Here is a 21,647-nt window from a genome sequence, read left to right on the forward strand (position 1 = left end):
GCCGCGGGCCAGTCCGTCACCGCGCGATCAGCACCGGGCAGCCGGAGCGCTGCAACAGCCGGCTGCCGACCGACCCGAGCATCAGGCCCTGATAGCCGTGCGTGCGCGGGCCGACCACGACCAGGCGGGCCGACCGCGAGCGTTGCACGAGCACCTTGTCGGCGCGGCCGTCGACGAACTCGCGGCTGGCCCGGACGCCCGGGAACTTCTCGCGCCACGGGTCGAGCTCGGCGTCCAGCCCGGCGCCGGTGGGATCCTCGGCGCGGCGGCGGTCGCCCGCCGTGACGGCTTCGAGATCGGCGTGGTGCAGCGAAGCCTCCTCGAAGGCCCGCCCGGTCACGGCGGCCGTGGCGGCTCCGTCACCCAGTCCGGCGACCACCGGTCCGGCCTCGGGGTCGTAGTGGCCGCGCACGACCACCACGCAACACCCGGCCTGGGTGGCGACCTGGCTGCTGACCGAGCCGAACGGCAGGAAGGGCAGGCCCCCCTCGTGCCGGCTGCCGACGACCACCATCGCCGCCTCGCCGGCCGCGTGCACGAGCATCGGCACCGCGTACCCGAGCACGGCCAGGCAGCGCACCTCGATGCCGGGGGCCGCGGCGTGGGCCTGGGCGGCCGCGCGGCGCAGGTGCCCGGCGGCGTGCTCCTCGGCCGTCCGCGTCGAGGACCAGCCGGGCCGGGAGCTCTCGCGGTAGTAGGCCGCCATCAGGCGGAGCCCGGCCCCGCGGCGGGCGGCCTCGGCGGCGGCCCAGCCGACCGCCGCGGCGGCCTGGTCCGAGCCGTCCACCCCGACCACGATCCGTGATTTGATCATGTCCGCCTCCTCGATTCAGGCGGTCGCCGGCACCCCGGCGGCACTTCCTTCAGACTCGTCCCGGCCGGCCGGGTTGACAAGGGCGGGTGCACGGTGCGCGCACGCCGACACTGTCCGTACGTCTGGTCGTGCGAACCACCCTGGGGATGCGCACCGCGGTCGATGTCGGCAGACTGCCTCGAATGGACGGAGCGACCACCACCGGCGGCGGGCCCGGGTCGGACCTGGCCGGTCTGATACTGGGCGGACGGTACGAGCTGCTGACAGCGATCGGGGCCGGCGGCATGGCCGTGGTCTGGCGGGCCCGCGACCACGTGCTGGCCCGGATGGTGGCGGTCAAGATCGTGGCGACCGACACCGGGGACCGCCGCATCCAGCAGGAGGCCCAGGCGGCGGCCGCACTCTCCCACCCGCACATCGCCCACGTGCACGACTACGGCGAGTTCTACACCGTGGGCCAGGTCTTCCCGTACGTCGTGATGGAACTCGTCGAGGGCGGCACGCTGTCCCAGCGGCTGGCCGAGGGGCCGCTCACGCCGCGGCTGGCCATGCGGGTCTGCGCCGAGGTGGCGGAGGCGCTCGCCGCGGCCCACGCGGCCGGCCTGGTCCACCGTGACATCAAGCCGGCCAACGTCATGCTCGGGCCGACCGGCGCCAAGGTGGTCGACTTCGGCATCGCCGCCGCCACCGCCCCGAGCGGCTCCGGCGATCTCGACCCCGACGTGCTCGGCACCCCGGCCTTCCTCGCCCCGGAACGGCTGATCGACGACGCCGTGGAGCCGGCCTCCGACGTCTACGCGCTGGGCGTGGTCCTCTATCGGCTGCTGTCCGGGCATTCGCCGTGGACCACCGAGGACACCACGCAGATGCTGAGAAACCACATCTACGTCGAGCCGGCGCCGTTGCCACCGGTCGCCGGGGTGCCTCCGCAGGTCGCCGACCTGTGCGAACGGTGCCTGCTCAAGGACCCGTCGCGTCGCCCGAGCGCGCGCGAGGTGGCCGCCCTGCTCGCTCAGGACACCGTGCCGGTCGAGCGGCCGGCCGGGCCGCCGCGCCCGAAGCGCTGGGCGGTCGCCGCCGCGTCGCTGGTCGCGGTCGGGGCGGCGGGGGTGGGCGGCTGGCTGCTCGTGCCCGGCGACGACCCCCGGCCGGAGGGCTCGGCGCCCGTGGTGGCCGGGCCGTCGGCTTCACCGGCTCTCCCACCGACCGCGAGCTCGGCGCCTGTCAGGCCGACGCCCAGCGCGGCGGGGCTCGGACGCACCACGGCAGCCGTGGCGCCGGGCGGCTCTCCGCGGGCGGCCGCGACGACGACGGCGCCGCCCACGGCGACGGCCGCGCCGGCAGTTCCGCTGCCGACGACCGTCACCACGACGCCGCCGGCCGGGCCCGGCGCCCCGGCGCCGACCCGGCCGGCTCCACCGACGACCGAGGCCCCGAGCCCCGAGACCCGGGCGTTCTCGTCCACCGCCGGGAACCTGACGGCGACCTGTTCGTCGCCCGGCACCCCGGAGATCCTGTCCTATGCGGCCCGCAAGCCCTACAAGGTGCAGTCGGCCGAGGCCGCCGCCGTCACCTTCAAGCACGGCGCCGAGGTCACCACGATGACGGTGACCTGCGCGGCCGGAAAGCCCTCGATGACGATGGACTGAGTGCGCTAGTGCGATTCGCGGGCGACGCGGTCGCCGCTGGAGCCGAGCAGGAAGTCGAGGTCGGCGCCGGTGTTGGCCTGGTTGACCGTGTCGACGTAGAGCTTGGCCCAGCCCCGCTCGGGGGCCGCGTAGGCGCGGGCCGCCTCCGGCGACGGCGGGCGGGCGGCCCACTCGTCGGCGGGCAGGTCGACGTCGAGGCGGCGGTTCTCCAGGTCCAGGATGATCATGTCGCCGGTGCGGACCTTGGCCAGCGGGCCACCGGCGGCGGCCTCCGGGGCGACGTGCAAGACCACCGTCCCGTACGCCGTGCCGCTCATCCGGCCGTCGCAGATGCGCACCATGTCACGGACGCCCTCGGCCAGCAGTTTGGCCGGCAGCGGCATGTTCGAGACCTCGGGCATGCCCGGGTAGCCCTTCGGGCCGCAGCCGCGCAGGACCAGCACCGAGTCGGCGGTCACCTCGAGCGACGGGTCGTCGAGCCGCTCCTTCAGATCCTCCACCGAGTCGAAGACGACCGCCGGGCCGCGGTGCTGCAGCAGCGCGGGGGTGGCCGCGGCCGGCTTGACCAGGGCGCCGTCGGGCGCGAGGTTGCCGTAGAGCACCGCGATGCCCGCCTCCATCTGCAGCGGGTCGGCCCGGGGGCGGATCACCTCACGGTCGTACACCCGGGCCTCGTCCAGCGCCGCCACCAGCGGCTCGCCGACGACCGTGATCGCCGTCGGGTCGAGCAGGTCGCGCACCTCGGCCAGCACGGCGTGCAGCCCGCCGGCCCGGTAGAGGTCGTCCATCAGGAACCGCCCGGCCGGTTGCAGGTCGACCAGCAGCGGCACGCCGGCCCCGATCCGGTCGAAGTCGTCCTGGGTCAGCTCGACGCCGAGCCGCCCGGCGATGGCCAGCAGGTGCACGACCGCGTTGGTCGAGCCGCCCAGCGCGGCCAGCGCCACGATCGCGTTGTGGAACGACGCCCGGGTCAGGACCGCGCTCGGCCGCCGGCCCCGGTCGACCAGGTCGACGGCGAGCACCCCGGTGGCGTGCGCGCCCTCGAGCAGGCGGCTGTCCGGCGCCGGCGTGCCCGCGATGCCCGGCAGCGTCATGCCCAGCACCTCGGCGAGCAGCCCCATCGTCGAGGCCGTGCCCATCGTGTTGCAGTGGCCCCGGCTGCGGATCATCGACGACTCCGAGCGCTGGAACTCGGCCGAGCTCAGCGTGCCCGCGCGGACCTCCTCGGACAGCTTCCACACATCCGTCCCGCAGCCCAGCGGCACCCCGCGGAACGTGCCGGTCAGCATCGGCCCGCCCGGCATCACGACGGCCGGCAGGTCGACCGAGGCGGCCGCCATGAGCAGGGCGGGGATCGTCTTGTCGCAGCCGCCGAGCAGCACCACCCCGTCGATCGGGTTGGCCCGCAGCATCTCCTCGATGGCCATCGCGGCCATGTTGCGCCACAGCATCGCGGTCGGCTTGACCTGCGTCTCGCCCAGCGACACGACCGGCAGGTTGAGCGCGATGCCGCCGGCCCGGTGGATGCCGTCGGCGACGCTGCGGCCGACCTCGTCGAGGTGAGCGTTGCACGGCGTCAGGTCGGAGGCCGTGTTGGCGATGGCGATGTGGGCCCGCTCGCCGTCGAACGCGTCGGCGGGCAGCCCGCGCCGCATCCAGGCCCGATGGATGTAGCTGTTCCGGTCATCGCCGCCGTACCACTGAGCGCTGCGCCGATCAGACATGTCGTGACCGTAACGCCACGTCGCCTCTCACGGGAAGATCCTTCATCTATCCGGAACTTCCGCCTACGATCCGGAACATGCTCTGACGTACCGGCCACTTCGAGATGGGAGCACCCGCCGTGCACCTCCTGCGAGTCGGCGCCGCCGGCGCCGAGAAACCCGCCGTGCGCGCCGGCGAGGACACCTACGTCGACGTGTCCGACCTGGTGACCGACTTCGACGAGGCGTTCTTCGGCTCGGGCGGCCTCGAGCGGCTGGCCGGACCGGTCGCCGGCCGCCTCGCCGCCGGGGACACGCGCCCGCTGGGCGGGCAGCGGATCGGCGCCCCGATCGCCCGGCCCCACCAGATCCTGTGCATCGGGCTCAACTACAGCGACCACGCCGCCGAGACCGGGCAGGCCGCGCCGAGCGAGCCGATCCTGTTCACCAAGTCGCCGAACACGCTGATCGGCCCGAACGACGACGTACGGATCCCGCGCGGCTCCACCAGGACGGACTGGGAGGTCGAGCTCGGCATCGTCATCGGCCGCCGGACGTCCTATCTCGAGGACGTCGAGCAGGCGCGCGCCGCCATCGCCGGCTACGTGCTGGTCAACGACGTGAGTGAGCGCGAGTTCCAGCTCGAGCGCGGCGGCCAGTGGAGCAAGGGCAAGTCGGCCGAGACGTTCAACCCGGCCGGGCCCTGGCTGGTCACCCCGGACGAGATCCCGGACGTCAACGACCTCGACATGTGGCTCGACATCAACGGCGAGCGGCGGCAGACCGGCAACACCAAGACGATGATCTTCGACCCGTACGTCGTGGTGCACTACCTCAGCCAGTTCCTGGTGCTCGAGCCGGGCGACCTGATCAACACCGGCACCCCGCCGGGCGTCGGCCTGGGCCTGAAACCGCCGTCCTACCTGCGGCCCGGCGACGTGATGACGCTGGGCATCGAGCGGCTCGGCACCGCCCGCCAGCAGGTGGTGGGGCCCCGATGACCGGGCTGCGCGCGATCGTCACCGGCGGCGCCTCGGGCATCGGCCTGGCCACGGCGACGCTGCTGGCCCGGCGGGGCTACCGGGTGGCCTCGCTCGACCTGAACACCGATGTGCCCGCGCCGCTGCTGGGCCTGCGGTGCGACGTCACGGACGACACGTCGGTGCGGGCGGCGGTGGCCGCCGCGGCGACGGAGCTCGGCGGCCTCGACGTCGTGGTCAACAACGCCGGCATCGGGGCCCAGGGCACGGTCGAGCAGAACGACGACGCCGAGTGGGCCCGGGTCTTCGACGTCAACGTGCAGGGCATGGTCCGGGTCAGCCGGGCCGCGCTGCCGCACCTGCGCGAGTCCGGGCACGCCGCGATCGTCAACACCTGCTCGATCGTGGCCACCGCCGGCCTGCCGAACCGCGCTCTCTACAGCGCGACCAAGGGCGCGGTGCTGTCGCTGACCCTGGCCATGGCGGCCGACCACATCCGCGAGGGCATCAGGGTCAACTGCGTGAACCCCGGAACGGCGGACACCCCGTGGATCGGCCGGTTGCTCGAGCAGACCGACGACCCCGAGGCCGAGCGGGCCGCGCTGGAGGCCCGCCAGCCCACCGGACGCCTGGTCACGGCCGACGAGGTGGCCGACGCGATCGCCTACCTGGCCGGGCCGGACGCGTCGGCGACCACGGGCGTCGCCCTGGCCGTGGACGGCGGGATGCAGGGGTTGCGACTGCGGAAGTGACGGTTCCCCCGGCGGGACGGGCGTGGCACGATACTGGCCAGTAACCACCTCGGGAGGTTGGTGCCACCGTGACCGATTCGCGTACCGCGTACCGGACCTGCCCGCTCTGCGAGGCCGCCTGCGGTCTCGAGCTGACGATCTCGGGCGACCGGGTCGTGGCCGCCCGGGGCGACCGGGAGCACGTGTTCAGCCACGGTTTCGTCTGCCCCAAAGGCGCCACCTTCGGCCAGCTGTCGGACGATCCCGACCGGCTGCGCGGGCCGCTGCTGCGGCGGGGCGGCTCGCACGTCGAGGTCGGCTGGGACGAGGCGTTCGACGCGGTCCGGGCCGGGCTGCGGCCGATCATCGAGGCGGACGGGCCGCACGCGGTGGCGCTCTATCTCGGCAACCCGAACGTCCACACGATGGCCGGTGGGCTCTACGCGGCCCCGCTGGTCAAGGCGCTCGGCACCCGCAACGTGTTCTCGGCCAGCACGGTCGACCAGATGCCCAAGCACGTGTCCTGCGGCTACCTGTTCGGCAGCCCGCTGGCCATTCCCGTACCCGATCTGGACCGCACCGACCTGCTGCTGATGCTCGGGGCCAACCCGTGGGAGTCGAACGGCAGCCTGGCCACGGCGGCCGACTTCCCGGGGCGGCTGAAGGCCATCCAGGAGCGCGGCGGACGGTTCATCGTCGTCGACCCGCGACGGACGCGGACCGCCGCGCACGCCGACGAGCACCTGTTCGTCCGGCCCGGCACGGACGCGTTCCTGCTCTTCGGCCTCGTCCACACGCTCTTCGCCGACGGGCTGGTCACCCCCTCCCCCTACGTGGACGGGGTGACCGCCGTGGGCGAGCTGGCCGCGGGCTTCGCCCCCGAGGTGGTCAGCGCGACCTGCGGCGTGCCCGCGGCGCGGATCCGGTCGCTGGCCCACGAGCTGGCGGCGGCGCCGCGCGCGGCCGTCTACGGACGCATCGGCACCTGCACGGTCGAGTTCGGCACGCTGACCAGCTGGCTCGTCGACGTGGTGAACGCGCTGACCGGCAACCTCGACCGGCCCGGCGGCGTCATGTTCCCCCTCGCCGCCCACATGCGACCGCCGGGCCGGCCCGGTGGCCGCGGCTTCACCGTGGGGCGGTGGCACAGCCGGGTGCGCGGGCTGCCCGAGGTCAAGGGCGAGCTGCCGGTGGCCACCCTGGCCGACGAGATCGAGACGCCGGGCCCCGAGCAGGTGCGGGCCCTGATCACCGTGGCCGGCAACCCGGCGCTGTCCACCCCCAACAGTGGACGGCTCGACCGGGCGCTGGCCGGACTGTCGTTCATGGTCAGCGTCGATCCCTATCTGAACGAGACGACGCGGCACGCCGACGTGGTGCTGCCGCCGCCCGAGGCCACCCGCAAGGGGCACTACGACTTCTCGTTCCTGGCCCTCGCCGTGCGCAACTTCGCGGCCTACTCCCCGCCGGCCCTGCCACCCCGGCCCGGCTCGATGGACGAGTGCGACATCCTGGCCCGGCTGTCCCTGATCGTCTCCGGTCAGGACCTGCCGGTCGAGGTCTTCCACGACGAGCTGCTGCGGCGGGTGGCGGGCGATCGCGAGGTCACCGGCGACTCCCCGGCCGAGCGCCTGCTGGACGCCGCGCTGCGCGCCGGGGCGTACGGGCTGACGCTCGACCAGCTCCGGGCCAGCCCGCACGGTGTCGATCTCGGTCCGTTGCAGCCGCGGATGCCCGAGGTGCTGCGGACCCCCAGCGGCCGGGTCGACCTGTGCCCGGCCCCGCTGGCCGCCGACGTGCCCCGCCTGCGGGCCGCCCTCGACCGCCCGGCCGACGACCTGGTCCTCATCGGCCGGCGTCACCTGCGCAGCAACAACAGCTGGATGCACAACGTGCCGGCCCTGGTCAAAGGCCGCGACCGGTGCACGCTGCAGCTGCACCCGGCCGACGCGGCCCGGCTCGACCTCGCCGACGGCGACGCCGCCCAGGTCACCTCGCGGGCCGGCGGCCTGACCGTCCGCGTCGAGCTGACCGACGAGGTGATGCCCGGGGTGGTGAGCCTGCCGCACGGCTGGGGCCACGACGTGCCCGGCACCCGCCAGTCGGTCGCCGCCGCCCATCCCGGCGTCAACTCCAACGTGCTCACCGACGAGACGGTCCTCGACCCGCTCTCGGGCAACAGCGTGCTCAACGGCATCCCGGTGGAGATCAAACGCGTGGCATCATGACGCGATGCGACACCTGGCCGACGACGAGCGGCGGGCGCGGCTCGCGATCCGGCACGCGCTGAGCGCCCCGGTCGACTCCCCCGAGGCAGCCACAAGGGCCATGACGGTGCTGCACGCCACCGAACCGGCCACGGTCTACCTGTCGTGCTGGGCGCGGGTGCGGTCGCTGTCGGTGGCCAACGTCGACCGGGCCCTGCACCACGACCGGACGCTGGTCAAGCAGCTGGCCATGCGGCGCACGCTGTTCGTCTTCCCGGCCGACCTGCTGGCCGCCGCCTGGCCGAGCGCGTCGGCCCGGGTCGCCGCGACTGAGCGGACCCGGATGGCGCAGGACGCGGTGACCGCCGGCTTCGCCGAGGACGGTCACGAGTGGCTCGACCGCGCGCGGGCGGGGGTGATCGAGGCGCTGGCTGATCATCCGGACGGCCGTTCGGCGCTCGACCTGCGGCAGGCCGTCCCGCTGATCGACGTCAAGGTCGCCGTCCGGCCGGGCGAGGTGTGGACGGCGGGCCGGGTGCTCACGCACCTGGGGCTGACGGCCGACCTCGTCCGCGGCGTCAACACCGGCGGCTGGCACGTGTCACGGCCGCGGTGGACGCTGATGCGGCACTGGCTCGACCCGCTGCCGACGCCCCTGACCCCGGCCGCGGGCTACCGCGAGCTCGTCCGCCGCTGGCTGTTCTCCTTCGGCCCCGGCACCGAGGAGGACCTCGTGTGGTGGCTGGGCACGACCAAGGCGGTCGTGCGGGCGGCCCTGGCGTCGCTGGACGCCGTGCCGGTCGGCCTCGACGGCGGCGCGACCGGCTGGCTGCTGCCCGACGACGTCGAAGAGGTCGGCCACGACGAGCCGTGGGCCGCCCTGCTGCCGGTGCTCGACCCGACCGTGATGGGCTGGAAGGGCCGCGACTTCTACCTCGGCCCGCACCGCGACCGGCTCTTCGACAGGCGCGGCAACGCCGGCACCACCGCCTGGTTCAACGGGCGGGCGGTCGGCTGCTGGGTGCAGGACGCCGCCGGCGTCGTCCGGCTGCGCCTGTTGGAGGAGGTGCCGGCCGAGGGTCGCGACCTGCTGACGGCCGAGGCCGACCGGCTGACCGCCTGGCTCGACGGATTCCGCGTGGGCAGCGTCTACTCCTCGCCCGCGATGAAGGCCACCGCCTGACGCCCGGTGGGGTCGAGCCGCAGAGTCGTCGCCGTGGCTGCGGCGGTCACCATCCCGGCGCCCCCGCCGTACTTCGCGCGGTAGGCGGCGTCGACCTCGGCGCTGACCGCGGGGGACGCGTCGCCCACGTCCTCGACGGTGACGTCGGCCTGCAGACCGGGCACGCTGATCCGGGCCCGGCGCGAGCGCAGCGCCTGACCGAACCAGCCGGTGTCCCGCCGATACCAGGACCGCACGTACACCTGCCCGCCGGCGCACACGACCCAGATCGGCACCGGGCTCCGCAGGCTGCCGTCCGGCCGTTCGACGGCGATCCGCAGCTCCGGCGCCGCCGCCACAAGACGCAGGTCCGGGCGGACCATCGGGTGCTCATGCTCCCGATCGTGCTCGGCCGCGCCGCCCGGGACCAACACCGCCTCGACACCGATCGATACTCCGCGGGTATCAGGCGGACGGTCTCACAGGTTCTTGGCCAGGTTGCGGCCGGTCTCGGTGAAGCCCAGCTGCTCGTACAGGGCCCGGGCGCCGGTGTTGTGGGCGAAGACGTGCAGGCCGAGCCGGGTCAGCGCGTTGTCGCGGCACCAGCGCTCGACGGCCAGCATGATCGCGCGGCCGTAGCCCCGACGCCGCAGGTCGGGCTCGACAGCGACGTTGTAGACGAACGCGGTGTCCCGGGTGACCTTGACCCACAGGAAGCCGACCCGGCGGTCGCCGTCGTAGGCGTACCAGAAATGGTGGTCAGGGGTGGCGAACTCGTCGGGAAGCAGCCGCGCGTAGGTCTCGGCGGCGTCGTGGGCCGCCTCCGCCGCCGACCGGCCCGATGCGGCGGCGCTCCGGGCGTAGTGCGCCTCGCCCTCGGCCCGCCAGGGCGTGTACTGGTCCTCGGTCATCGGCTCCAGCCGTACGTCGGTCACGACCGACAACCTACTGACACGACACCATGTGACCGGCGTCACTCATTAGGGTGATCCGTGAACGGGGGCGCCGTCGTCTGACCGGATGTGAAAGTGACCGAGCTGGACGAGGGGCAACTGCTGCGGCGGGTGGCCCGGGCCGACCGGGCCGCGTTCGACGAGCTCTACCGGCGCACGTCGCCGTGGCTCGCCGTGCGGCTGCGGCGCCGCTGCTCCGACGACGGTCTGGTCGCCGAGGTCCTGCAGGACACCTATCTCGCGGTGTGGCGGGCGGCCGGGTCGTTCACCGGCGCCCAGGGCGGCGGGAGCGCGGCCGGCTGGCTGTGGACCATCGCGGCGCACCGGCTCGTCGATGCCCTGCGCCGGCGGGCCCGGCACCCCGAGGTGCCGGCCGAGGAGCTTCCCGTCCGCCCCGCGCCCGCCGCCGAGGACGAAGCCCTGGCCGGATCGATCGGTGACGAGGTGGGCGTCGCCCTCTCCCGGCTGGCGCCGGAGTTGCGCGCGGTGCTGCACGCGATGGTCCTGGACGGGCTGACGGTGCGGGAGACCTCGATCCTCCTCGGGCTGCCCGAGGGAACTGTGAAGAGCCGGGCCCGGCGGGCCCGGACCGTGTTGCGGGAGGCGCTGTCGTGACCGACCACATTCCGGCCGCACCGCTGGCCGCCTACACCGCCGGGGACCCGCATCTCGACGACGCCACCGTCTGGGCGGTCGAGGTGCACCTCGAGAACTGCGCCGGGTGCCGGGCCCGGCTGGCCGAGCTGGCCGCTCCGCCGTTGCGCACGCTGCTCGACGACGTGCAGGTGACGATCGACAGGGGGGTGCGTACCGGGCCCGAGCCGGCCCGGCGACGGGCCTGGCGTCGCCTCGCCCACCGGTGGGCCGTGTGGTCGGTGATCCCGTGGGTCGCGACCGTCGCCGGTGCGGTCCTCGCGGCGTTCGCGCTGGACCGGCAGTTCCCCGAGCGGCCGTCGCTGGTGCTGCTGCTGGCCCCGGTGGCGCCGCTCGCCGGGCTGGCGATCGCCTGGTCCCGGCGCAGCGACCCGGCCTGGGAGATCACCGCGGGCACCTCGCGGGCCGGGCTGGAACTACTTCTCCGGCGTACGGTCGTGGTCCTCGCGACCGTGCTGCCCCCACTGGCCCTGGCCGGCTGGCGGCTCGGCATGTCGCCGGCGCTGTGGCTGCTGCCCAGCCTCACCTTCACCGCGGCGACCCTGCTGGCCGGCGGCCTGATCGGCGTCGGCCGGGCCGCCGCGGTGCTCGGCGGCGGCTGGTTGCTGGCCGTCGCCCTGCCCGCGGTCCTCACCTCGGACCTGCCCGCGGTCGTCCAGCCGTCGAGCCTGCCCGCCTGGGCCGCCGCCGCCCTGGCCGGCACGTTGCTCACCGTCCTTCGCGCCGGCGACCACCGGCGCGTCAACTAAGGAGACTCCCGTGGTACGCATGGTCAGCGCGACCGAGCTCGAACCGACCACCTACGCCTGGCCCGTCGAGGCCGCCGGGCTGCGGGTCAAGGCCGGGCGGCACGTCGCCGTCAACGGTCTCGACCTGCGGCTGGGCACCGGCGTGCACGGGCTGCTCGGCCCGAACGGCGCCGGCAAGACCACGCTCATGCGGGCGGTGTCCACCGTGCACCGGCCGTCCGGCGGGAGTCTGCGCCTGCTCGGCGAGGACGCCACGAACGGCCGGGTGCTGCGCTCGTTGCGCCGCCGGCTGGGCTACCTGCCGCAGCACTTCGGCTTCTACCCGCGGTTCACCGTGCGCGAGTACGTCGAGTACATGGCCTGGCTGCGCGAGATGCCCAAGGCGGCGATCCCGGGCGCGGTGCAGCGCGCGGTCGAGCGCGTCGGGCTCACCGGCCGGGCCGGCGCCAAGCTCAAGACCCTCTCGGGCGGCATGCTGCGCCGGGTCGGCATCGCCCAGGCGATCGTCAACGACCCCGACCTGCTGCTGCTCGACGAGCCGACCGTCGGCCTCGACCCGGAACAGCGCGTCGAGTTCCGCACGCTGCTGCGGGAGCTGGGCGCCGACAGCTGCGTCGTGGTCTCCACCCACCTGGTCGAGGACGTGGTCGCGGCCTGCACCGACGTCGTGCTGGTGGACGAGGGCCGGCTGGTCTGGCAGGGCCTGCCGGCCGAGCTCGTCCGTCTCGGCGAGCGCGGCGGCACCGGCGACAGCCCGGCCGAGCGTGGCTACACCTCGCTGCTGACCACCCACCGGAGCGCCGCATGACCCGCGTCCTCGGCTTCGAGCTGCGCCGCTCCAACGCCCCGTCGCTGGCCGTGCTGCTCGTCGCGGCCGGCCTGGGCGCCCTGGCGCTCGGCGGCAACCTCGGGCTCGACGGCTGGCACGGCTTCACCTACGCCCACACGTCGTCGCTCTTCCTGCTGCTCCCGCTGGCGCTGGCCGGGGGCGCGGTGATGGGCCGCCGGGAGCGGCGCAGCCGGGCCGACGAGCTGATCGCCAGCACCGGGCGGCCCCGGGCGCAGCGGCTCCTGCCCGGCCTGCTCGCCCTGGCCGTCGCGGCCGCCCTGGCCCACCTGATCGTCTTCGCCGGCGGCGCGATCGTCATCCTGGTGACCGGCGCCTACGCCAACGCCTTCACCGTGCTGTGGCCCCTGGCCGGGGTGCTGGTGCTGGCCGGGGGCGCCTGGCTCGGGCTCGCGGCCGGCCGGGCCTGGTCGTCGCCGCTGGTTCCCCCGCTCGTCGCCGTGCTCGGCCTGCTGCTGCAGTTCGGCTTCGCGGAGTTCGGCCCGCCCGGTGAGCCGACGCGCTGGGAGAACCTCGCGATGCTGCCCCAGCCTCCCCTGTACGACTGGGAGGCCGTCACCGGTCGCGCCGTGCTCGGCTATGCGGTGCTCGGTGCGGGGCTGATCGCGGCCGGGTTCCTGCTGGCCTCGGGCCGGTCCTGGCTGCCCCGGGTGGCCGCCGTCGCCGCACTGGCCGTGGCCGGGACGCTCGCGGCCGTCATCCCCGGCACCACCGCGGCCACCCACTACCGGGTGGACGCGGCCGCGCAGAAGCTGGTCTGCGCCGACGGAGCTCCGCAGGTGTGTGTGACCGCGGTGCACGCGACGGTCCTGGACGAGGCCGCGCCCCGGGTGCGCGAGGCGCTGAGCCTGCTGGCCAAGCTGCCGGGCGCGCCGACCCGGGCCGTCGAGTGGCGGGCCGACCGGGTCTATCAGCCCGGCGACTCGGACTGGCAGGGCACGGGCACCACCCGCCCCGAGCCCGGCACGATGAACTTCGACCTCGGCCTGGACGACGGGCGGCTCAGCCCGGCGCTGGTCGAGACCATCGTGCTCGGCGCCGGCACGCTGTGGAACGGTTGCCCGGGCGGCCAGGACCTGGTCGCCGCGCACGCGGCCGGCGCCTGGCTGATGGGCCGGGACGAGCTGACCGGCGTCGACGACACCCTGAGCTTCTACCCCGAGCTCAAGGCCCAGGTGCCCCAGACGGTACGGGCCCTGCGCGCGCTGCCCGAGCCGGAGCAGATCCGGCGGGTGACCGCGCTGCGCGACGCCTCCCTGAACTGCCAGGAGGACCTGTTGCCGCTGCTGACCGGGGCTTCGTCGTGACGGCCTGGTCGCGGCTCTACCTCCGCTCCCGGCGCCTGCCCCTCGCGGTCGCGGTCTCGTTCGGCGCGGCCGCCCTGATCTGGGCCGGCTGGTCGATGTTCAGCGACGCTCCGGAGATCAACGCCGGGCTGGCCACGTTCACCACCCTGCTGGCCCTCGCTCCGCTGATCCCGACGCTGGCCGGGGACGACGACTCGCTGGAATCGACGGCGGCGCTGCGCTGGCCGCCACGCCGCGTACTGCACTTGCTTCTGGTCGGCGTCGTTGCGGCGGTCCCGCTGCTCGCGAGCCGGGCCAGCGGCGCGTCGTTCGGCCCGGCCGGTGCGACGCTGCGCGATGTGGCCGGCCTGACCGGCCTGATCGGTCTCGGGGTGGCGCTGCTCGGCACCCGGATGGCCTGGCAGCTGCCGATCTGCTGGGCGGTGGCCCAACTGATCTTCGGCGAGTCGTCCACGGGCTGGCGCGAGGCGGTGTTCTGGCTGGTGCAGCCGGCCGGCAGCGAGATCGCGGCGGCCACGGCGGGCGTTCTGCTCGCGGCCGGCCTGGTGGCCTACGCCGGGCGGGTCGGCCCGCGCCCGGCCCCGGCCGAAGCGGCCCTGGGCCAGTAGTCGGTCACCGGCCGACGCGCCGGGCGGTGACCGGGTGGGTCACCGCCCGATGGCGCGTCAGGCGACCGCTGCGAAGCCGCCGGTCCAGGACAGCTTCTCGCCGGCGGCCAGGGTCATCTGGAGAAAGGCGAGCGACTCGAGCTCACGCGCCCGCTTGAGCGAGCCGGCGTCGATGGCGCGCAGCCCGGCGGCCTCGACGAACGACGACACGGCGGCCTTGGCGTCGGCGTCGTCACCGGCGATCAGGACGGCCGTGGTCTCGGAGCCGACCGAGCCGGTGGCCAGCGTGCCGGCGAAGTTGGTGTTGAACGCCTTCACGACCCGGGACTGCGGCAGCTCCCGGGCCAGCTCGGCCGCCGCGGAACCGTCGGCCGGAACGGTCAGGTCGTCGAAGGTGGCGAAGTCGAGCGGGTTGGTGATGTCGACCACGACCTTGCCGGCGAGCTCGGCGCCGCGGGTGGCGACGATGCCGGCCAGCGCGCTGTGCGGCACGGCCAGGATGACGATGTCGCCGGTGACCGCCTCGGCGGCGTTCGAGGTGTTGAGCTGCTGAACGGTGTTGCCGCCCTTGGCGACCAGACCGCCGATCGCCTGACCCATGCTGCCGGTACCGAGGATGCTGATGTTCGCCATGCTGGCCTCCTGTTTGGTTGTTGCTACAACCATCGCACGGCGCGCCGGTTGTAGCAACAACTAACTTCGTGGGAAACTGGTGACCGTGGACACCCGATGGCTCGACCAGGAGCAGAAGGCGGTGTGGGTGCGCCTGGCGGCAGTGCTCGAGCTGCTGCCCAGCGCCCTCGACTCTCAACTGCGGCGCGACGCCCAGATCACGCACTTCGACTACTTCGTGCTGGCCATGCTGTCGGAGGCGCCGAACCGGACCCTGCGGATGACCACCCTGGCCGAGCTGACCGCGGCCACGCTGGCCCGGCTCTCCCACGTGGTGCAGCGGCTCGAGACGCGCGGGCTGGTCGAGCGCTTCCCCTGCCCCGAGGACAAGCGGGCCACCAACGCCCGGCTCACCGCGGCCGGCTGGGACAAGGTGCGCGAGGCCGCGCCGGGCCACGTCGCCACCGTGCGCGAGACGGTCGTCGACGCGCTCAGCCCCGGCCAGATCGCCCAGCTCACCGACATCCTCGACGCGGTCCTGCACCGCCTCGACCCGTCCCGGGCCACGTCCGCGGTCTACGAGCGGTACGACTGACCCGTCGCCAACCCTCAACTCGGCCGCCGGACGACCGAGTTGACGACCGTGACCAAGCCCCTGCGTGGACAGTTGGTGGCGGTGGCGGTGTGCGCCCTCGCCTTCCAGGCGCTGCTGCCGTGGCTGCCACCGGCGGCCGGCCGCGGCCTCGCCGACGCGCTGATCGCCCTCACGCTGGGCGCGTCAGCCGTGGTCTACCTCCGGCGGATCCGCTCGGAGACGGGGCGGGCGCGCCACGCCATCCGGGTCGGAGTCGCGTCGACGTCGCTGTGGGCGATCGCCAACGTCGGCTATCTGGTCAACGAGGTCCGGCCGTCCCCGGCCGCCTTCGCGGTCGGCGTGGGCGGGTCGCTCGGCGCGGCCGTGCTGCTGCCGCTCGGGCTGCACCTCAACGCTCCCCCGATGACCGGCGCGCAGCGCTACCGGGGGCTGCTCGACCTGGCCGCCGTGTCGGGCGCGATCCTCGCGCTGTCCTGGGTCTACGTGCTCGGCCCGTCCCGCGCGAGCGGCTCGGCCTTCCTCACCACGACGGCGCTGACCGCCTTCGAGGTGCTCGCCGCCGCGATCGCGCTCGTCACCATGGCCCGCAACTTCCCCGGGCGTACGGGACTGTCGCCGCGCGTGCTCGGGGCGGCCTCGGTCGTGCTGGCCGTGACGGCGATGCTCGCGCTGCACAACAGCGTCGGCGGCCGGTCCTGGTACAGCGGGGTCGGCGCGGGTTATCTGCTCGCCGCGGGCCTCATCCTGGTCGCGAGCCGCCTCCCCTCCCCCGACGGCGAGGTCGACCGGGCCGCGCACCACTTCGCCAGCCGGTGGGCGCTGCTCCCGTACGTCCCGATCGTCCTGGCCGTCGTGGCCGTCGCCGCCGAGCAGATCCGGCACGCCACGCTCGACGCCGGGCTGGTCTGGATCCTGCTGATCACGTTCGCCCTGGTGCTGGCCCGCCAGTTCCTGACCATGACGATCATCGGCGGCCTGGCCGTCAAGCTGGAACGACAGCGCGCCGAACTGGCCCACCAGGCCCACCACGACTCCCTCACCGGCCTGCACAACCGGGCCGCCTTCCACGCCCGCGGCGGTGAGCTGCTGGCCCGCCACCCCGGCGCCGTGGTGCTGCTGATCGACCTGGACGGGTTCAAGCCCGTCAACGACCGGCTGGGCCACGCCGCCGGCGACGAGGTCCTCGTGACCGTGGCCCGGCGGCTGCTGTCGGCCGTGCGCCCCGGCGACCTGGTGTCCCGCTTGGGTGGCGACGAGTTCGCGCTGGTGCTGACCGGCCCGTCGGACGCGGCCGACCGCATCCGGAGCGCCCTGGCCGAGCCGATGCCCATCCGCGGCGAGCGGGTGACCGTCGGCGTCAGCATCGGGTCGGCCACCGGCGACCGGTCCCTCGACGCGCTGCTGCAGGAGGCCGACACAGCCATGTACGCGGCCAAGGCCGCGGGCCGCCGCCGCGAACGGGTCGGGGCCTCGGCCGGGCGCTGACCCACGCCAAGCCGGTGAACGGGTATGGCGCAGGACCTCTAGGTTGATGGCATGGCATCCCTCTTGGGGGTCTCTCGGTGCGCGCCGCTACGCACGATCGCGGACTCGTCGCGAGTTTGGCTGCTTGTGCACTTGTCGCTGTACTTCACGCTCGACTTGGCGACGCTGGCGGTGCTGAACGCGACTGTGGTCAGCAGCGACCTCCACGTCGCCTCGAAGGTTCTGGTCGTCGGTGTTCATGTGTTCATCGCTGTGTGCTGGGCGGCGCCGTTGCACGGCGCTGCGCTCCTGCTGGCCGCTGGTGCATTAGCACTTCTGCGGTCTTGGGCGGGTCTGCGGTGGTACTGGTTCCGGCTGGCAGCCCTTGCCGTGTTCGTGGTGCCGGCGCTGGTGCTGACCCTCGTGCTCACCGGCGACACAGCCACCTTGCTGGCTGTGCTCACCATGCACGTTCTCATGGCGCTGTTACTGGTACAGCCACGCTGGTCGAACGCCATTCCTTCCATGGATCAGCACCGCTGGTGACATGCTTGCGGACGCACTGATTGGCCGCAGACAAACGCGGAGCGTACTCATGTGCTGGTGGCGCGTTGCCCTTCGGTTTTCGTGGCGGGATCCGTGCAGGAGCACCTCGACGCTGACGAGATCAGCACTTTCCCGCACTCAGCTGCCGCTGTGGTCGCTGCGGCAGTAGAGGCCGTCACCGATCCGGGCGCGATGGGCTGCGGCAGCGTGTGCGGTGCGGAGATGGGCCGGCGCAGCACCGTGCTGTCAGTGGTTCGGGGTGCGCAGCACGGTGTCGAGCTGGCCGTCGTGGTCTGTGTCGAGGTAGGTGAGCTCGGGCACCCCGTCACCGTCGAGGTCGAGCTGCACCACGTCGGCGATGCCGTCACCGTCGAGGTCGGTGACCACCTCAATCGATCCGTCCGCGCGCCGACTGACAATCGAATTGGCGGTGGTGGCGACCCGGCCTGCCGGTCCGGGGATGGGCGGCGATCCAGGCGTGGAGGATGGTAGCGAGCCGGGCCGGCTGGCGTACGCCCCGACCGGGCCGTCGGTGCCGGACGGATCGATCTCCTCTTCAGAGGGATAGACGTCGCCGTGCCAGGCCGGATCAGGGTAGGTACTCATCTCCTTGACGTTCCCCGCCGGAGCCGGCGGTAATCGTCGGCACAGGAAGAGGCACACAGCTGTGCCGAGTACCGCGCCAACCCGGTCGCAAGGGTCGTCCGCCTGAGCCTGGCAGACCGTTTGACCAGTACCCGAACGATCACCTCGCGATAAGTCCGGAACACGCTGCCGCAACGTTGTTCGATGCACGGATCTGCCGCGCCGAGGCGCTGGCGCCCTTGGTGGCGGTGACGCACCGTGAGTTATGACTGCCTCTTCTGTTTCCCATCAAACTGTTGCTGATCGCGATGCTCGGTCTGCTCGGTCTGCGAATCTTCGAAGCCTGCGGCGCCAATGTCGCCGACCTCGGCGAGGAACACGGCCACCGCGTCTTGACGGTTCGCGGCAAGGGCGGCAAGACGGTGCTGGTTCCGCTGCCGCCCGCGGTGGCCCGAGCGATCGAGAACGCCGTCGAGGACAAACATGCGGCCTGCTGAATGTGAGATCTTTCGGGCAACAGGCCGCACGCGAACCTGGCCTGTCGCTCGGCCTGCCCCATCATCAGCCGGACATCCGCCTGAAGCACTCGGACATGCCGAATTGAGTGCACCGGCGGTCTTGTTGACGTCGTTCCGCAGGTATGCGGCTTGGTCAGACGCCGAGCTGGGGGTGGTCGGCACCGTTGTGCGAAGCAGTCAATTCCAGCGCGCCGGTCCAGGCAGCCGAGTAGCCTTGTCGAGCGTGACTGACGCCGCATGGTCAAGAATTATTCTTTGGCTCGGCCAATACGCCCCATCCACGGCCGCGACCCTCAACTCGCCGGCCGAGCATGCTCGCTTACAGGCTGCCCTCAACCAGATCTCGGTCAATGTTCCCGACGATTTGATTGATCTATGGCAGACGGTCGATGGACAGGGTGGAGCGCAAGTTGAATCCTGCGGATACCTGATTCCTCCACTTTATCACCTGCTTCCGGCGCAGTACGCGGCTAATTATCTGTCCATGAGGTTGGAGAGCAACCCGAGCGATTCTGCTCATGATATTGAAGCGCTCCGCGGGGAGGCCGCAGGAACATACTCGGTATTTTCGTATTGGATCCCCGAGTGGGTGCCGATCGCCGGGGATGAACAGGGAATGTTCGTCGACTGCCGCCCCGGTCCTCTTTATGGTTGCGTCTCCGAGCATTTTCACTCGGATGGCCAGGACGGCCCTGTCTGGGCGTCGGTCAGCGACATGCTTGAACAGACGGCCGACAGGTTGTGGGCGATCGACCTCTCCACGGTCGTGGAAGATGACCGAGGTCCAGTGGAAGGGATCTGGCACTTCCCGTGGGGCTGAACTGACCGGTGAGGTCGCTTCATGCCCGTCTCGACGCAACCTCCCTGGGCGGCGCGCACAGCAACCAACCTTCGCCGGCACACCGCCGACCCGTCCGAAGGACACCGCGCCGAACACGCAGACACGGCCACGGCCATCGCCACGCGGACGGCCGGCCGCGTCCAGCAACCGTCAGCCCGCGGCGCTCGGACGATCAGGGCACTCGGGCGCATGAGCTCTCATCTTCTTCCCCGCCCGGCTGACCGGCGTTCCCGCGTCAACGCGAGCACCAATGGCGACCGCTTGACTTACCGCCACCGCGCACGTGCTGATTTGCCACCGAGAGAGCGGCGTCGCGAGTCGCCTGCGGCCTCGGGCGGTGTGCCGAGGAGCGGTTGAAGTCTGCTTGGCCGATGATGGTCGCATGTCGTTGCCGGATCTGAACCCTGATGAGTATCCACCGATCGATCCTGGCGAGCCCGCGCCGGATGACGCAGGCGAGTTGTTACCGGATACGCCGGATGAGCTGCCGGATGCGCCAGTCGAACCGCTCCCTGATGACGGCGAGGAGGGTGGCGTACGCGAACCGGCCTAGCCGTCGACGAAGCATCCGGATCTGCCGCAGACAACAGCGCGTCTACGAATGCCGACGTGTGGTCCAGTGTTGCGACAGATGCAATTCTGCCTACTGTCCGGCCGATCCTGCTCAAGCGTTGCCGGCCTGGGCGGCGGCTGTCGCAGCCCGTTCGATCGTCGCGCGCCGCGCTTTCCGGGCCCGGTCGGACTGCCCGTCCGCATACCCGGCCATGAACCCGGTCGAGCCGTCGAGCTGCTCCCGCAGGATGTCGGCGTGCCCGGCGTGCCGGCTGGTCTCGGTGAGGACGTGGACCAGGATGGTGAAGAGCTTCACGTCGGGCCGGGGCCACCAGGGGACGTGGCCGGGCGAGTCGATCGCCAGGGCGGTGATCGTCGCGTCCGAGTGCGCCCAGACACGGCGGTACCGGTCGATGATCTCCGCGCGCGTCTCGTGCTCGGTCGCCCACATGGCCGCGTCGACCGCGTCCGCGTCGTCCCACCGGGGCACCGGCTCGGGGAACGGCCGGCCGAAGGTGTCGCCGAAGTATCGGGCCTCCGTGATCGACAGGTGCTTGACCAGGCCGAGAAGGTTGGTTCCGGTCAGCGTGAGGGGACGGCGGACGTCGTACTCGCCGAGCCCGTCGAGTTTCCACAGCATCACCTCGCGGATGTCTCGCAGGTCGCCGTGCAGGTACTCCTTCGCGAAGTCATCGATCATGCCAACGATCCTGGCGTAAGCCGTCAATCTCCCATGGGGCGAGGCGGGCGAGGCAGGAGCGGCCGCGACACCGAGGCACCCATTGATCACCTTCCGTTCATCCGCACGATGAAATGCGCGGCCCCTGGGCGACCAATGTGGACCCTCACAGGAAAGGCTCCTGACGATAGGGAGATCGATGAAGCGACTTCTCACCGCGGTCCTCGCGGCGGTGGCGACGGCCGTCGCGCTCGGCTCGGCCGCGCCGGCCGCCGCCGCCCCGGCCACCGGCTGGTACATGCTGGTCAACGACTCCTACAACTGGTGCCTCAGCACCAACGAGCAGACCTCGCCGAGCGGCTCGGGCACGCACCGGGTCTATCTCGCCGCGTGCAACCCCAAGACTGCCGGCCAGTGGTGGCGCCTGAGCGGCAACAGCACGAGCTCGAGCCTCACGAACTACCAGAACTTCGGCTCCGGAGTGTGGAGTCTGAGCAACAACGCCAGCACGCCGTCCGGCGGTGGCGCCGGCACCTACGGGGTCTACACCTCCCTCAAGAGCAACACCCAGGGGCAGGAGTGGAGTGTCATCGACGACGTGGCCGAGCACAAGGTGCGGTTCGCGAGCTGGCTGAGCGGCAAAATCATGAGTGCCACGCACAACAGTCCGTTCTCCGGTGGGACCTACCGGGTCTACACCGCGACTGGCGGGGTGAACCCTCCACCGGCGCACCTCTGGCGTTTCTGGGCGCATCCGTCCGGGAGACCGAGCTGCTCCACCCCGTGCGGCGACTACTGACCGAACCGGTCGCCATGTGCGGCCGGCCCGTCCGGGCCGGCCGCACATGGCCGGCTCCGCCGAGGCGGCGGCGAGGAGAGCCCGAACACCAC

The 21,647-nt window shown here is 72.7% G+C and carries 24 protein-coding genes; 17 read left to right on the plus strand and 7 right to left on the minus strand.

Annotation, left to right across the window (positions count from 1 at the left end):
- Positions 1–16: 16 nt before the first annotated feature.
- A complete protein-coding gene (locus HJC40_RS30525) occupies positions 17–814 on the minus strand; it encodes a universal stress protein (protein WP_250006333.1) in 798 nt (265 codons plus the stop codon).
- Between the two features lie 182 nt (positions 815–996).
- On the opposite strand from HJC40_RS30525, the gene HJC40_RS30530 reads away from it, so the two are divergent.
- Positions 997–2,463, plus strand: coding sequence for a serine/threonine-protein kinase (locus HJC40_RS30530; protein ID WP_250006335.1), 1,467 nt, complete (start codon positions 997–999; stop codon positions 2,461–2,463).
- A 5-nt stretch (positions 2,464–2,468) separates the two neighbouring features.
- On the opposite strand, the gene HJC40_RS30535 is transcribed toward HJC40_RS30530, so the two are convergent.
- On the minus strand, positions 2,469–4,187 hold the full coding sequence (locus HJC40_RS30535) for a dihydroxy-acid dehydratase (RefSeq protein ID WP_250006337.1): 1,719 nt from the start codon (positions 4,185–4,187) through the stop codon (positions 2,469–2,471).
- A gap of 119 nt (positions 4,188–4,306) precedes the next feature.
- Between HJC40_RS30535 and HJC40_RS30540 the strand changes: the two genes are divergently transcribed.
- The 4 genes from HJC40_RS30540 (at position 4,307) to HJC40_RS30555 (ending at position 9,267) form a co-directional block, all read left to right on the plus strand.
- Positions 4,307–5,167: a fumarylacetoacetate hydrolase family protein gene (locus HJC40_RS30540; protein ID WP_250006339.1), complete on the plus strand. Its 861-nt coding sequence runs from the start codon at positions 4,307–4,309 to the stop codon at positions 5,165–5,167.
- On the plus strand, positions 5,164–5,898 hold the full coding sequence (locus HJC40_RS30545; RefSeq protein WP_250006341.1) for an SDR family NAD(P)-dependent oxidoreductase: 735 nt from the start codon (positions 5,164–5,166) through the stop codon (positions 5,896–5,898). The genes HJC40_RS30540 and HJC40_RS30545 overlap by 4 nt, the downstream gene beginning before the upstream one ends.
- Before the next feature lie 68 nt (positions 5,899–5,966).
- Positions 5,967–8,105, plus strand: a complete 2,139-nt coding sequence (locus HJC40_RS46315) for a molybdopterin oxidoreductase family protein (protein ID WP_250006343.1) — start codon at positions 5,967–5,969, stop codon at positions 8,103–8,105.
- Between the two features lie 4 nt (positions 8,106–8,109).
- Complete coding sequence (locus tag HJC40_RS30555) at positions 8,110–9,267, plus strand: winged helix DNA-binding domain-containing protein (protein ID WP_250006345.1); 1,158 nt, start codon at positions 8,110–8,112, stop codon at positions 9,265–9,267.
- On the opposite strand, the gene HJC40_RS30560 is transcribed toward HJC40_RS30555, so the two are convergent.
- Both HJC40_RS30560 and HJC40_RS30565 read right to left on the minus strand, forming a co-directional pair.
- Positions 9,234–9,629: a DUF2255 family protein gene (locus tag HJC40_RS30560; protein ID WP_250006347.1), complete on the minus strand. Its 396-nt coding sequence runs from the start codon at positions 9,627–9,629 to the stop codon at positions 9,234–9,236. The genes HJC40_RS30555 and HJC40_RS30560 overlap by 34 nt on opposite strands.
- 96 nt (positions 9,630–9,725) lie before the next feature.
- Positions 9,726–10,181 (minus strand): GNAT family N-acetyltransferase, encoded by a 456-nt coding sequence (locus HJC40_RS30565; RefSeq protein WP_250006349.1) that lies wholly within the window; start codon positions 10,179–10,181, stop codon positions 9,726–9,728.
- A gap of 93 nt (positions 10,182–10,274) precedes the next feature.
- On the opposite strand from HJC40_RS30565, the gene HJC40_RS30570 reads away from it, so the two are divergent.
- The 5 genes from HJC40_RS30570 to HJC40_RS30590 are packed head-to-tail and all read left to right on the plus strand — an operon-like array spanning position 10,275 to position 14,364.
- Entirely contained in the window at positions 10,275–10,814 is a 540-nt protein-coding gene (locus HJC40_RS30570) for an RNA polymerase sigma factor (RefSeq protein WP_250006351.1), read from the plus strand.
- Positions 10,811–11,602, plus strand: coding sequence for a zf-HC2 domain-containing protein (locus HJC40_RS30575; RefSeq protein ID WP_250006353.1), 792 nt, complete (start codon positions 10,811–10,813; stop codon positions 11,600–11,602). The genes HJC40_RS30570 and HJC40_RS30575 overlap by 4 nt, the downstream gene beginning before the upstream one ends.
- Positions 11,603–11,621: 19 nt before the next feature.
- A complete protein-coding gene (locus tag HJC40_RS30580; protein ID WP_284043971.1) occupies positions 11,622–12,410 on the plus strand; it encodes an ATP-binding cassette domain-containing protein in 789 nt (262 codons plus the stop codon).
- Positions 12,407–13,756 carry a hypothetical protein gene (locus tag HJC40_RS30585; RefSeq protein WP_250006357.1) on the plus strand — a complete coding sequence of 450 codons (1,350 nt, stop codon included), beginning with the start codon at positions 12,407–12,409 and terminating at the stop codon, positions 13,754–13,756. The genes HJC40_RS30580 and HJC40_RS30585 overlap by 4 nt, the downstream gene beginning before the upstream one ends.
- On the plus strand, positions 13,753–14,364 hold the full coding sequence (locus tag HJC40_RS30590) for a hypothetical protein (RefSeq protein WP_250006359.1): 612 nt from the start codon (positions 13,753–13,755) through the stop codon (positions 14,362–14,364). The genes HJC40_RS30585 and HJC40_RS30590 overlap by 4 nt, the downstream gene beginning before the upstream one ends.
- Positions 14,365–14,421: 57 nt before the next feature.
- Here the strand turns inward: HJC40_RS30590 and HJC40_RS30595 are convergent, their stop codons facing one another.
- Complete coding sequence (locus HJC40_RS30595) at positions 14,422–14,997, minus strand: NADPH-dependent F420 reductase (RefSeq protein WP_250006361.1); 576 nt, start codon at positions 14,995–14,997, stop codon at positions 14,422–14,424.
- 85 nt (positions 14,998–15,082) lie between these two features.
- Here HJC40_RS30595 and HJC40_RS30600 point away from each other — a divergent pair, with 85 nt between their 5' ends.
- From HJC40_RS30600 to HJC40_RS30610, 3 genes are all read left to right on the plus strand, one after another.
- Positions 15,083–15,571 carry a MarR family transcriptional regulator gene (locus tag HJC40_RS30600; protein ID WP_308200964.1) on the plus strand — a complete coding sequence of 163 codons (489 nt, stop codon included), beginning with the start codon at positions 15,083–15,085 and terminating at the stop codon, positions 15,569–15,571.
- A 48-nt stretch (positions 15,572–15,619) separates the two neighbouring features.
- Positions 15,620–17,056 carry a GGDEF domain-containing protein gene (locus tag HJC40_RS46320; RefSeq protein ID WP_250006365.1) on the plus strand — a complete coding sequence of 479 codons (1,437 nt, stop codon included), beginning with the start codon at positions 15,620–15,622 and terminating at the stop codon, positions 17,054–17,056.
- A gap of 132 nt (positions 17,057–17,188) precedes the next feature.
- Positions 17,189–17,581, plus strand: coding sequence for a hypothetical protein (locus tag HJC40_RS30610; RefSeq protein WP_250006367.1), 393 nt, complete (start codon positions 17,189–17,191; stop codon positions 17,579–17,581).
- Between the two features lie 246 nt (positions 17,582–17,827).
- Here the strand turns inward: HJC40_RS30610 and HJC40_RS30615 are convergent, their stop codons facing one another.
- On the minus strand, positions 17,828–18,187 hold the full coding sequence (locus HJC40_RS30615; RefSeq protein WP_250006369.1) for a hypothetical protein: 360 nt from the start codon (positions 18,185–18,187) through the stop codon (positions 17,828–17,830).
- Between the two features lie 275 nt (positions 18,188–18,462).
- Between HJC40_RS30615 and HJC40_RS30620 the strand changes: the two genes are divergently transcribed.
- The 3 genes from HJC40_RS30620 (at position 18,463) to HJC40_RS30630 (ending at position 20,078) form a co-directional block, all read left to right on the plus strand.
- Positions 18,463–18,663 (plus strand): hypothetical protein, encoded by a 201-nt coding sequence (locus tag HJC40_RS30620; RefSeq protein WP_250006370.1) that lies wholly within the window; start codon positions 18,463–18,465, stop codon positions 18,661–18,663.
- 244 nt (positions 18,664–18,907) lie between these two features.
- Positions 18,908–19,504: an SMI1/KNR4 family protein gene (locus HJC40_RS30625; protein ID WP_250006371.1), complete on the plus strand. Its 597-nt coding sequence runs from the start codon at positions 18,908–18,910 to the stop codon at positions 19,502–19,504.
- A 403-nt stretch (positions 19,505–19,907) separates the two neighbouring features.
- Entirely contained in the window at positions 19,908–20,078 is a 171-nt protein-coding gene (locus HJC40_RS30630; RefSeq protein ID WP_250006372.1) for a hypothetical protein, read from the plus strand.
- 111 nt (positions 20,079–20,189) lie between these two features.
- On the opposite strand, the gene HJC40_RS30635 is transcribed toward HJC40_RS30630, so the two are convergent.
- Positions 20,190–20,777 carry a DinB family protein gene (locus tag HJC40_RS30635; protein ID WP_250006373.1) on the minus strand — a complete coding sequence of 196 codons (588 nt, stop codon included), beginning with the start codon at positions 20,775–20,777 and terminating at the stop codon, positions 20,190–20,192.
- A 178-nt stretch (positions 20,778–20,955) separates the two neighbouring features.
- On the opposite strand from HJC40_RS30635, the gene HJC40_RS30640 reads away from it, so the two are divergent.
- Complete coding sequence (locus HJC40_RS30640) at positions 20,956–21,555, plus strand: hypothetical protein (RefSeq protein ID WP_250006374.1); 600 nt, start codon at positions 20,956–20,958, stop codon at positions 21,553–21,555.
- Positions 21,556–21,647: the final 92 nt, after the last annotated feature.

The organism is Actinoplanes sp. M2I2, from assembly GCF_023544445.1.
Taxonomy (GTDB): domain Bacteria; phylum Actinomycetota; class Actinomycetes; order Mycobacteriales; family Micromonosporaceae; genus Actinoplanes.

What these genes read in the sequence shown, in the direction of transcription:
- HJC40_RS30555 (WP_250006345.1), top strand. Translation starts at nt 8,110, where the DNA reads ATGCGACACCTGGCCGACGACGAGCGGCGGGCGCGGCTCGCGATCCGG.
- HJC40_RS30530 (WP_250006335.1), top strand. Translation starts at nt 997, where the DNA reads ATGGACGGAGCGACCACCACCGGCGGCGGGCCCGGGTCGGACCTGGCC.
- HJC40_RS30640 (WP_250006374.1), top strand. Translation starts at nt 20,956, where the DNA reads ATGAAGCGACTTCTCACCGCGGTCCTCGCGGCGGTGGCGACGGCCGTC.
- HJC40_RS30635 (WP_250006373.1), bottom strand. Translation starts at nt 20,777, where the DNA reads ATGATCGATGACTTCGCGAAGGAGTACCTGCACGGCGACCTGCGAGAC.
- HJC40_RS30525 (WP_250006333.1), bottom strand. Translation starts at nt 814, where the DNA reads ATGATCAAATCACGGATCGTGGTCGGGGTGGACGGCTCGGACCAGGCC.
- HJC40_RS30535 (WP_250006337.1), bottom strand. Translation starts at nt 4,187, where the DNA reads ATGTCTGATCGGCGCAGCGCTCAGTGGTACGGCGGCGATGACCGGAAC.
- HJC40_RS30615 (WP_250006369.1), bottom strand. Translation starts at nt 18,187, where the DNA reads ATGAGTACCTACCCTGATCCGGCCTGGCACGGCGACGTCTATCCCTCT.
- HJC40_RS30580 (WP_284043971.1), top strand. Translation starts at nt 11,622, where the DNA reads ATGGTCAGCGCGACCGAGCTCGAACCGACCACCTACGCCTGGCCCGTC.
- HJC40_RS30630 (WP_250006372.1), top strand. Translation starts at nt 19,908, where the DNA reads ATGTCGTTGCCGGATCTGAACCCTGATGAGTATCCACCGATCGATCCT.
- HJC40_RS30595 (WP_250006361.1), bottom strand. Translation starts at nt 14,997, where the DNA reads ATGGCGAACATCAGCATCCTCGGTACCGGCAGCATGGGTCAGGCGATC.
- HJC40_RS30560 (WP_250006347.1), bottom strand. Translation starts at nt 9,629, where the DNA reads ATGGTCCGCCCGGACCTGCGTCTTGTGGCGGCGGCGCCGGAGCTGCGG.
- HJC40_RS30585 (WP_250006357.1), top strand. Translation starts at nt 12,407, where the DNA reads ATGACCCGCGTCCTCGGCTTCGAGCTGCGCCGCTCCAACGCCCCGTCG.
- HJC40_RS30545 (WP_250006341.1), top strand. Translation starts at nt 5,164, where the DNA reads ATGACCGGGCTGCGCGCGATCGTCACCGGCGGCGCCTCGGGCATCGGC.